Source organism: Rhodosalinus sp., assembly GCF_046542825.1.
In the GTDB taxonomy this organism is placed as follows: domain Bacteria; phylum Pseudomonadota; class Alphaproteobacteria; order Rhodobacterales; family Rhodobacteraceae; genus Rhodosalinus.
This window is the reverse complement of the sequence record NZ_JBKHAQ010000099.1, coordinates 1-10,211: the sequence shown is the minus strand read 5'-3', so window position 1 is coordinate 10,211 and position 10,211 is coordinate 1. Positions and strand designations below refer to the sequence as shown.

At 70.1% G+C, this 10,211-nt stretch carries 9 protein-coding genes; 5 read left to right on the top strand and 4 right to left on the bottom strand.

The features are described from left to right. The 4 genes from ACLFOB_RS12025 to ACLFOB_RS12010 form a co-directional block, all read right to left on the bottom strand. Positions 1-1,166, bottom strand: a 1,166-nt coding sequence (locus tag ACLFOB_RS12025) for an ABC transporter ATP-binding protein (RefSeq protein ID WP_410926212.1), incomplete at its 3' end; no start/stop codon positions are given. Beyond that, on the bottom strand, positions 1,166-1,945 hold the full coding sequence (locus ACLFOB_RS12020; RefSeq protein ID WP_410926211.1) for a hypothetical protein: 780 nt from the start codon (positions 1,943-1,945) through the stop codon (positions 1,166-1,168). The genes ACLFOB_RS12025 and ACLFOB_RS12020, both read right to left, overlap by 1 nt. Positions 1,946-2,090: 145 nt before the next feature. Then, a complete protein-coding gene (locus tag ACLFOB_RS12015; protein ID WP_410917118.1) occupies positions 2,091-3,014 on the bottom strand; it encodes a LysR family transcriptional regulator in 924 nt (307 codons plus the stop codon). Positions 3,015-3,677: 663 nt separating this feature from the next. Then, positions 3,678-4,553 carry a LysR family transcriptional regulator gene (locus tag ACLFOB_RS12010; protein ID WP_410926210.1) on the bottom strand — a complete coding sequence of 292 codons (876 nt, stop codon included), beginning with the start codon at positions 4,551-4,553 and terminating at the stop codon, positions 3,678-3,680. A 117-nt stretch (positions 4,554-4,670) separates the two neighbouring features. Here ACLFOB_RS12010 and ACLFOB_RS12005 point away from each other — a divergent pair, with 117 nt between their 5' ends. The 5 genes from ACLFOB_RS12005 to ACLFOB_RS11985 all read left to right on the top strand — a co-directional run. Continuing rightward, on the top strand, positions 4,671-5,672 hold the full coding sequence (locus ACLFOB_RS12005) for an Ldh family oxidoreductase (RefSeq protein ID WP_410926209.1): 1,002 nt from the start codon (positions 4,671-4,673) through the stop codon (positions 5,670-5,672). A 27-nt stretch (positions 5,673-5,699) separates the two neighbouring features. Continuing rightward, positions 5,700-7,151, top strand: a complete 1,452-nt coding sequence (locus ACLFOB_RS12000; RefSeq protein WP_410926208.1) for an aldehyde dehydrogenase family protein — start codon at positions 5,700-5,702, stop codon at positions 7,149-7,151. Then, a complete protein-coding gene (locus tag ACLFOB_RS11995) occupies positions 7,148-8,155 on the top strand; it encodes a membrane dipeptidase (protein ID WP_410926207.1) in 1,008 nt (335 codons plus the stop codon). Before ACLFOB_RS12000 ends, ACLFOB_RS11995 begins: the two co-directional genes overlap by 4 nt. A 20-nt stretch (positions 8,156-8,175) precedes the next feature. Next, the gene (locus ACLFOB_RS11990) at positions 8,176-9,831 is read left to right on the top strand and encodes a hypothetical protein (protein ID WP_410926214.1); all 1,656 of its coding nucleotides are present in this window, start codon (positions 8,176-8,178) and stop codon (positions 9,829-9,831) included. Then, positions 9,831-10,211, top strand: a 381-nt coding sequence (locus ACLFOB_RS11985; RefSeq protein ID WP_410926213.1) for a DUF3726 domain-containing protein, incomplete at its 3' end; no start/stop codon positions are given. The genes ACLFOB_RS11990 and ACLFOB_RS11985, both read left to right, overlap by 1 nt.

Below are 10,211 nucleotides of genomic sequence, written 5' to 3'. Positions count from 1 at the left end.
TGAGCGACGAAGGCCACCGATCGGGCGAGCGCGCCCACGGTCATGCCGGACACGTCGCGGCCCTGCGTCACGACGCGGCCCGAGGTCGGCTCAAGGAGCCTGACGAAGTGCTTGACCAGCGTGGACTTGCCCGAGCCGTTCTGTCCGGCAATCACGGTGAAGCTGCCCCGCGGGATGGAGAGGGTGACGTCCGAAAGCGCGCGCGTCCCGTCGGGATAGACGTGGGTCAGGTACTCCACCATCAGCGCGGCCTCGCCTTCGGGCAGGGGGCGCGGCGCCTGTTCGGGAAGCGAGAGGCTGGCGTCGGCGCGCTCCGCCTCGGCCAGCGTGACCGGCGCGCGCCGTCCGGGCGCGAGCCGCGAGAGGCTGCGCGCGATGTCGGGCGGGCGGACTGCCAGCGCCTCGAGCTCCGCCACGCGCGAGAGCACCTGCGCGGGCGGGCCCTGCAGCGCAATCCCTCCTTCGTCCAGCACCACGATGCGGTGGCAGGTCTCGGCCATCTCCTCGGCGGCATGGCTCGCGATGACGACCGTGAGCCCGCGCTCGCGGTTCTCCCGCGCGAGAATGGCATAGACCTCGGCCGCGGCCTGCGGGTCGAGCTGCGAGGTGGGCTCGTCGAGCACCATGAGATCGGGCTCGAGCGCGAGGGCCGCCGCGATGGCGAGGCGTTGCTTCTGCCCCCCCGAGAGGTTCGCAGGGTGCTTTTTCTGCAGACCGCCGAGGTCCACCGCCGCGAGCGCCGCGTCCACGCGCCGCCTTATCTCGGCGGGCGCGACGCAGGCGTTCTCGAGCGCGAAGGCGACCTCGGCCTCGAGCGTGGTCGAGGTGATCTGGCTTTCGGGATCTTCCAGCACCATGCCTGCGCGCACGGCAAGCTCCGCCGTGGGCCGGGTCACGGCATCGAGGCCGGCCACGGTGACCCGCCCCGACATCCGCCCGCCGTGAAGCTGCGGCACGAGTCCGTTGAAGGTGAGGCACAGCGAGGACTTGCCGGCGCCCGTAGGCCCCATCAGTCCGAGGATCTCGCCCCGCGCCACGGTCAGGTCGATGCCGCGGAGCGCCGGGCGCGAGGTGTTCGGGTAGCTGTAGGTCAGCCCCTCGATCCGGGCGCAGACCTCCGCGCCCAGATCCATGTCGTCCTCCGCGAGTCGGAGCGCGGCCTCCATCAGTAGCCCGCCATGTCCGCCTTGGCCATGTTGGAGCGGCGCAGCGCGGTGACGAGCGCCATGGCGATCAGCGCGCCCACAAGCGTGAAGACGACCCGCTCGACGAGGATGATGACCACGAGCGCGGGCCAGACTTCGGCCGGCCAGGGATTGGTGGCGAAGGCGGGCACCCAGTTGGCCTGGATCCCGGCGGTGGAGCCGAAGAAGAAGACCACCGCGAAGGCCGAGAAGGTCTTGGCGCCCATTCCGCCGGTGCGGATCTGCGCGATGGCCCAGTTCCGGACCTGAGGGATCGCGATCAGGATGAGCGCGATGTGCACGGTGAAGACGTTGGACCACCAGAGCCCGAAGCCGATGCCGTAGGCCTCGGCCTGGAACCAGTAGATCACGTTCAGCGTCGCCGTGATCACCCAGGGCACGTACCACATCGACCGGCGCGGCATCAGGGTCATGGCGACGGTGAAGGCCGCCATCGCCCCGATCAGGAAGCCCCAAGGCCCGAGGTTGGTATAGGGCGCGACGACGCCGCCCACGACCACGCCGATGGCGGCGGCGATGGGGCCCGCGATCGGGCCGAGCAGAAGGCCCACGGCGGGGGTGATGACGTCCCAGAAGGGCCAGCCGCCGCCCATGCCGCCCACCACCACCGAGGCGGGGATGAAAGCCAGCACCGCAACGAGCGCGGCGAGGATTGCGGTATAGGCGACGGGCGCGCCGCCGATGGTGACGCCGGCCTTCGCCGTGACGTCGGTTTCCTGAGAGTGGCTCTGGTCGCTCATGTCAGCCTCCTTGGCTCAGCGCGGGGCCGCCACGCACAGGGCGGCAGCCGACGAAGCTGAGCCTGCCCGCTTTACCGTGCATCACAAAGCACCAATTTGCGCGCGATGCGTTGCCTTTCGGGCATCGTTTACACTTGCGAGGCGACTACTCCGCAGCCCGCCTGGACTCCGCGGGCAGGCTCGAGAGAAGGGTCGCAAGGCGTTCGATGACGAGGCGCGTGGATCGAGAGGGGCGCGTCTGGGCACAGTGCATGACGGCAAGCTCCTGGGTGAAGCCGCGCAGATCGACCAACGGAAGGAATACGCAGCGGCCGTCTCTGGAGCTGTGCAGCACGTCCACAAAGTTCAGGACCGCAACTCCGTCGTCGAGCGCGGTGCAGCGGCGCAGAAAGTCGAAGTCGTCCGATTCGACCGCCGGCCGCAGCGTCAAACCGGCGCGCCATGCGGCGTTGTCGATTGAGTTGCGTACCGTGACACCGGGGCGCGGAAGCAGCAGTGGAAATCGCGAGATCTCGTGCAGATGCACGTGAGAGCGGACTGCCAGCGGGTGATCGGGGGAGACCACGACACCGCAGGGCATCCGGACGGAAGCGGCGACTGTGGTCCTTGCGAACCGCGGCAGGTCGAAAGCGAAGCCGATATCGATTTCGCCTGCCGCAACGGCCGCCGCGACGTTCTCGGCTGTCGTCACCCGAACCGAGAAACAGATGCCTGGTTCGGTGCGGCGGTGCTCGGCCAGCGAATGAGCCAGCAGATCACCCGCCACGCCCGCCACCGTGCCGATCGAACAGTGCGACACGGCCCCGCCCTTCAGCGCCTCGATCTCGTCGAGGACGCGCCGCTCGGCGCCCACGGCCTCGCGCGCGTGGGCGATCAGAACCTCTCCGGCGGCCGTCAGCCGCATCCGGCGCGGCAGCCGTTCGAAGAGCTTGATGCCGAGCTGCTCTTCAAGCGCAATGAGCTGCCGATTGATTGCAGAGGGCGCGATGTTGAGGGTCTGCCCCGCACGCCGGATGGATCCGCAACGTGCGATTTCCTCTACATAGTGCAGTACACGAGGGCTCAGCATATCGCCACCTTAGCACATGCCGGCGAGGTGGGGGATGAATCCAGGCCCAGGATCCGACGCGCAGCGTGCCACCGCAGGCCGCTGCGCGGTGTGCAGCCGACGATGGACGATGGAGGACGTCCGAAACCTCGATGTCGGCATCGATCCTCGCCACATGGAAGACGGGCTGGGCCGGTTCGAACCTGACTTGGCGCTCGTGCCCCCCTTTTCCGACAAAAATTACAGGAAACTCGCTTCGGAACGAGCTCAGCCGCCTTCCCGAGGATGGCACGCCGGTCGAGACCGACTGGCGCCTGTCACCCGAGCAGGCGCGGCAGATCGCCCCTCGACCCTCGCCGGGCACGCCCGCTCCGCCGCTGGCGCCACCGTGCCGCCCGGCAGTCGGCCATGACATCGAAACGCCGCCCGCGGCTTGCCATGGCGGCATGCCCGTGCGGCAGGTGTGCGGGCGTCGCGCCCCGGGATGGGAGAGCGTCACCGCGATACCGATGTTTCCGGCCCATGTCTCGAAACACTCCCCGGGAACCGGGTCCGGTGCGAATGCAGCCTGTCCGCCGCCCTGCCCTGCCGTGTCTCGAGCCACGGTCTTCCCACCGGCCGCCGAGCGCCGGGCAGCGCGGGCCGACCGGATTGCGCGTCGTGGCATCCTCAAGGGTGGTGGCGTCAGGCGAGACCGTGACATGATCCCGACAGAATCTCCAGGAAGGCGTGGCAGACAGGGCTGGGGTTGCGCCCGTCGCGCAGGATGACCCCCACCTCGCGCACGGCCTCGGGATCGGCGAGTGGCAGCGCCACCAGGCCGGCGTCCAGCGAGACCGTGGCCAGCCGCGGTAGCAGCGTCACCCCCGCCCCGGCGCGCACCAGCGACAGGAGCGAGATCACGCTGCGGGCCTTCAGCACCGACGCCGCGACAACAGCGCGGCACTCTTCGGCGGCGATCGCTTTTGCCGCGTCGTTGCCGATGATGCGCGCGCCGGCGAGGTCGGACCAGGCAAGCGGCGCCCCGTGGCCCGCGAGCGGATGATCGGACCGGCAGACAAGTCGGAACGGATCCCGGAACAGGATGTCGAAGCTCAGCCCGGAGGAGGGCGCCGGCGGTCCGGCGATCCCCAGTTCCACCGTCCCGTCGGCGACCAGAGCCTGCACGCCAAGGCTGTCGGTATCGATGAGTTCGATGGTGAGCCCCGGGCGCGCGTCGAGGAAGTCGGCCAGAAGCCCCGGCAGAAGCTCTGCCGCGACCGAGGGCACCGACGCCAGCTGCAGTCGCCCCTGTCGCCCCGTCGCCGCGGCCTCGATCCGCTCCAGAGCGCGGTCATGTTCGCGCAGCATCTCCTTCGCGATCGAGAACACCTTGTCGCCCAGCGTCGTCAACCGGCTCTTGCGGTCGGTTTCGAACAGCGGGGCGCCCAGATCCCGCTCCAGCTGCTTGAGGGTCATCGAGACCGCCGAGGGCGTGCGATAGAGCCGCGCTGCCGCGTCGCGGATATTGCCGCATTCCGCGACCTGGACGAAGACCCGAAGGGACGTGATCCCGATCATGTGGCGATGCTTCTCATGTGGCGATGCTTCAGTCTTGCTGAACTCAATTCAAGTTAAATTCGATTGATCTTATCCCCAACGCTTCACACTCTCGAAAGACCGGAGAGAGAGGACAGCGTGACGGCACGGAATCTGAGCCTCGACAGCATCGAGGAGCTTGCGCAGGAGGCGCTCGCGCGCGCAGGCGCCGCGCCCGCGCAGGCAGGCCCGGTCGCGCGCGCCACCCGGCTGGCCGAACGCGACGGTATCCGCAGCCACGGTCTGATGTACGTGCCGGTCTATGCCGAGCATCTGCGCTGCGGCAAGGTGATGGGAGACGCCGAGCCGGAAGTCAGCCAGCCCCGCCCCGGCGCGGTGCGGGTGGACGCCGCGCACGGCTTCGCCCATCCGGGGATCGATGCGGGCTGGCCGGCCTTCACCGCCGCCGCGCGCAAACAGGGCGTGGCGGCGATGGCGCTGACGCGGTCCTACAACTGCGGGGTGCTGGGCCACCACGCCGAGCGGCTCGCGGAGGAGGGGCTGGTGGGGCTCTGCTTCACCAACGCCCCGGCCTCCATGGCCCCCACCGGCGGCCATCGCCCGGTGATCGGCACCAATCCCTTCGCACTCGCGGTGCCCGACGGCGCGGGCGGGGCGCGGCTCGTCATCGACCAGTCCGCCAGCGCCATCGCCAAGTCCGAGATCGTGCTGCGCGCGCGCCAGGGCGAGAAGATCGAGCCGGGCTGGGCGCTCGACGCCCTGGGCAACCCGACCGAGGATGCCGAGGCCGCGCTCGCGGGGTCGATGCGGCCCGCGGGGGGACAGAAGGGCTTCGGCGCGGGGCTGATGGTGGAGATCTTCGCCGCGGCCCTCACCGGGGCCAATCTCGGCCTCGACGCCAGCCCCTTTTCCGGTCCGCAGGGCGGGCCGCCGGGCACCGGCCAGTTCTTTCTCGCGGTCGATCCGGCGGCTTTCGCCGGCGAGGCCTTCGACGTCGCCATGACGCGTCTGGCCCAGAGTATCACCGCACAGGAAGGCGCACGCCTGCCCGGCGCGCGCCGCGCCACCAATCGCGCGCGCATCGAGACCGAGGGCGTCTCGGTACCGCAGGAGCTGCTGGACCGGATCGCGGCGGCCTGAGGCCGCTGCCCCGGCAGAAGGACAGGAATGACCGAAGAAACCCGCAATTTCATCGCAGGCGCATGGCAGGACGGCGCAGGGACCGTGGAGAACCGCAACCCCTCGGATCTCTCGGACGTGATCGGCCACTACGCCCAGGCCGATGCCGCACAGCTCGACGCCGCGCTCGCGGCGGCGCGTGCGGCGCAACCGGCCTGGGGAGCGACCGGTCCGCAGAAGCGCCACGACGTGCTCATGGCCATCGGCACCGAGCTCATGGCCCGCGCGGGCGAGATCGGCACGATGATCGCCCGCGAAGAAGGCAAGCCGCTGGCAGAGGGCAAGGGCGAGGCCTATCGCGCCGGGCAGTTCTTTACCTATTTCGCCGCCGAGGCGCTGCGCCAGCTCGGCCAGACCGCCGACAGCGTGCGCCCCGAGATCGAGATCGACGTCCGCCGCGAGCCGATGGGCGTGGTGGCGGTCATCAGCCCCTGGAACTTCCCCGTCGCCACGCCGGCCTGGAAGATCGCCCCGGCGCTCGCCTTCGGCAACGCCGTGATCTGGAAGCCAGCCAACCAGACCCCGGCAAGCGCCGTGGCGCTGACCGAGATCATCGCGCGGCAAGATCTGCCCGAGGGCCTGTTCAACCTGGTGATGGGGCCTGGGGGCGAGGTCGGCCAACGCCTCGTCGAAAGCGCGCAGGTGGACGCCATCAGCTTCACGGGGTCGGTGCCCGTGGGTCGGCGCATCGCGGCGGCGGCGATCGGCAACATGACGAAGATCCAGATGGAGATGGGCTCGAAGAACCCCATGGTCATCTGCGACGATTGCGATCTCGACCTCGCCGTGGCGCATGCGGTGACCGCGGCCTTCGGCGGGACGGGGCAGAAATGCACCGCCGCCTCTCGCCTCGTCGTGCAGGAGGGCGTGCACGACGCCTTCGCGGAGAAGCTGGTCGCGGCCACCGAGGCGCTCCGGGTCGGCCATGCCCTCGACGAGGGCACGCAGATCGGCCCCGTGGTGAGCGAGGCGCAACTGGCCAACAATCTCGATTACATCGGACTCGGCCGGTCCGAGGGCGCCGAGCTGCTGTGCGGCGGCACGCGGCTGGAGCGCCCGGCAGAGGGATACTACATGGCCCCCGCCGTCTTCGCGGGCACCGACAACACCATGCGCATCAACCGCGAGGAGATGTTCGCGCCGATCACCTGCATCCTCAGGGCGGGCAGCTACGACGAGGCGCTGCACATGGCCAACGATACCGAGTTCGGGCTGACGGCAGGGATCATGACGCGCTCGCTCTCGCGCGCCACGCATTTCCGCCGCAACGCGCGGGCGGGCTGCGTGATGGTCAACCTGCCCACCGCCGGCACCGATTACCACGTGCCGTTCGGCGGGCGCGGCGCGTCGAGCTACGGCCCCCGCGAACAGGGCCGCCATGCCGAGGAATTCTACACCACGGTCAAGACGGCCTACATCCACGCGGGGACGCCCGCATGACCGCCCCCCGCATCGACGCCCTGCAATATGCCAACTGGTCCGGAAAGGTCTTTCGCCAGATGCGCGCGGGCGGGGTCGATGCGGTGCACGCCACGATCACCTACCACGAGAATTTCCGCGAAACGGTGCTCGGCATCGAGGCGTGGAACCGCCGGTTCGCGGAGCATGCCGACCTGATCTTTCAGGGCTTCACGGCGGACGACATCGCGCTTGCACAAAGCACCGGGCGCACGGCGATCTTCTTCGGCTCGCAGAACCCGAGCTGCATCGAGGACGATATCGGCCTTGTCGAGGTGCTGCACCGGCTGGGCCTGCGCTTCATGCAGCTCACCTACAACAACCAGTCGCTTCTCGCGACGGGCTGTTACGAGGCAGAGGACACCGGCCTGACCCGCATGGGCCGCGAGGTGGTGGCCGAGATGAACCGGGTCGGCATGGTCGTGGACATGAGTCATTCCGGCGAACGCTCCACGCTGGACGCGATCGAGCATTCGACCAGACCCATCGCGATCACCCATGCCAACCCGGCGAGCTGGCACCCCACCCTGCGCAACAAGTCCGACCGGGTGCTCGAAGCCCTGGCGCAAAGCGGCGGGATGCTGGGCTTCTCGCTCTACCCCCATCACCTGAAGGGCGGCGGCGACTGCACCTTGCCCGAGTTCTGCGAGATGGTCGCGCGCACCGCCGAGCGCATGGGCATCGAGCGGGTGGGTATCGGCTCGGACCTCTGCCAGGACCAGCCCGACAGCGTGGTGGACTGGATGCGCGTTGGCCGCTGGACCAGGAAGGCCGACTTCGGCGAGGGCAGCGCCGACATCCCGGGCTTTCCGCCGATGCCCGGCTGGTTCCGCGACAACCGCGATTTCGACAATATCGCACGCGGCTTGCGCGCGACCGGCATGAGCGGCGCCGAGGTCGCGGCCGTCCTGGGCGGCAACTGGGCGCGGTTCTTCGCCGAGAGTTTCGGGGCCGCCCGCGCGGGACAGCGGGAGGCTGCGCAGTGAACTGCGCGGGGCTCAACCCGATGCCCCAGGCCGCGGCCTTCCGGCGGCCGCCCGCCGAGGTCATGCGCCTCGACCGGATGGGTTGCAGCCACCCGACGCGGCTGTCGTTCCTGCGCCAGCTCCTGCGGCGGATGAAGGCCGAGACCTGGGTGTTCGACCGCCCCGTGTGGGACATGGACGTGCGCGGCGTGGGGCGCGCCGTCTACCGGATGCGCTTCGCGGGGGGCAGCCTGAGCCTCGTGGCCTTCGGCCACGACCTGCCCGACCACCGGCGCTCCGACCGGGTGATTGCGACCGCGTGGGACGCGACCTTCGCGTTGTTCGACGGCACGCCCGACACGGGCGACCTGGAGCGGTTGCAGGCGAATGTGCCCCTGCAGGAGGCTGGGCGCGTCACCTCGCGCGAGCTGTCGCTCAGCCGTGCGAACCGGTCGGTTCGGCTCTTCGATCATGTGGTGAAGCGGCTGGCGGCGGGACAGCAGCCCGACGCGCGGATGCTGCGCGAGACGGGTTACCTGATGCGCACCACCGCCGTCTACGGCTCGGGCAAGTTCGGCGCGGCCGACCGCGCGATGATCGCCGGGCGGCCCGCGCTGTCGGCGCCCTTCCAGGCGGAGATGCTGTCGGTCTGGCTGACCCGTGCCTTCACCGTCGATCTCGTCGAGCACCTGGCGCAGGCGCGCGGCGGCGACCGCGCGGTGCGGCTCTGCGCCGACCTGCGCCGCGGGCTCTGGGTGGGCAATTCCACCGGGCTCGGCATGGCCCCCTTCCTCGTTCGTCACCCGGTGCTCTTGAACAACTGGATGATGGCCCGCGAAGAAGCCCTGGCGCGCGTGCGCGCCCAGGAGAGCGCGGGCGAAGCGGCGCTCGCGGGGTTTCGCGACGCACTCGACGCGGCACGGGACAACGCCGCCGACTGGCAAAGCGACCATCCCGTTCAGCAGGCGCGGCTCGCGGACCTACGCGTGGGCCTCGCGCGGCTGGAGCGCTTCGCCGCGCGCGACTGGCAGACGACGGCGCCGCACCCCTGGGACGCGCTCTGGCGCTGGGGAACCGTGCATCTGCCGCTGGAGGCGCAGGAAGCGCTCCTGGCGGCGATGCTGGAGCCGCATGGCGCGCTGATCGACGGGCTGGGCGCATGCATGGAGGCCGAAGAGGAGGCGCATTTCGGCATCGACGGCACGATGCGCGTGGCCGAACTGCGCAGGATCCTTGAAGAGCATTACGACTGGGCCCTCGGCACCGATTACGGCGACCCGCGGCACTGCGGGCGCTTCTGGTACATCTCCGAGGAAAAGCTGGAGCCGCGCCTCGGCGAACGCTTCGAGGAGGCCGGCGCGGCGCGCGAACTGCCGCTCGATACGGGGCGTCAGGCCGCCGCGCTCCGGGATGCCCTGCACGAGGAAGCCTGCGACACGCCGGTGGCGCGCCTCCTCCTGGCCTTTCCCGAGCATCGCCTGATGGTGCGCCGCGCGCAGATCGCCGCGCGCCACCCCTTCGCCGAGATCCGTGACAACCTGATCGCGGCGGAGTTGCTGCCCATCGACCTCTTGCGCTGCAAGCTCGCGTTCTTCGGCGCGACGCGCTTCGACCCGCGCTCGGACCGTTGGGTGCGCATCAGCCTGTTCCAGGGCGCGCCCTACCCCGACGAGCTGCACCGGGAGGCGGCACCGTGATGCTCTCGCCCCACGATCCCGCGCACAACACGTCCACGCCGGGCGCGGATGGGGCGGCAAGGGTGCGGCTGTCGCTATCGGAGATCGAGGCGCTCTGCTTCAAGGCGGCGCGGGGCGCGGGGCTCGACTGGGGCGAGGCCGAGGAAGCAGGCTGGGCGGCGGCCTGGCTGTCACGCGCTGGGCTGGCGGGGCCGACGATCATCCTGGGATTGCTGAAAGACCTCGCCGCGCTGGAACGCCCAGTGCCCGGGCCCGGCCGCTGGGAGCCCCGGGCACGCGCCCAGTGCCCGCTGCGCACCGGCATCGCGCTCGCGGATTTCGCCGGGCGCCGCCTGCGGCGCGAGCAGATGTCGATGGTGTTCCAGCATTTCGCCCTGCTG

Bases quoted from the DNA above. Each gene is read 5' to 3' on its own strand.
- ACLFOB_RS12020 (WP_410926211.1), bottom strand. From the start codon at position 1,945: ATGAGCGACCAGAGCCACTCTCAGGAAACCGACGTCACGGCGAAGGCC.
- ACLFOB_RS12015 (WP_410917118.1), bottom strand. From the start codon at position 3,014: ATGCTGAGCCCTCGTGTACTGCACTATGTAGAGGAAATCGCACGTTGC.
- ACLFOB_RS12010 (WP_410926210.1), bottom strand. From the start codon at position 4,553: ATGATCGGGATCACGTCCCTTCGGGTCTTCGTCCAGGTCGCGGAATGC.
- ACLFOB_RS12000 (WP_410926208.1), top strand. From the start codon at position 5,700: ATGACCGAAGAAACCCGCAATTTCATCGCAGGCGCATGGCAGGACGGC.
- ACLFOB_RS11995 (WP_410926207.1), top strand. From the start codon at position 7,148: ATGACCGCCCCCCGCATCGACGCCCTGCAATATGCCAACTGGTCCGGA.
- ACLFOB_RS11990 (WP_410926214.1), top strand. From the start codon at position 8,176: ATGCCCCAGGCCGCGGCCTTCCGGCGGCCGCCCGCCGAGGTCATGCGC.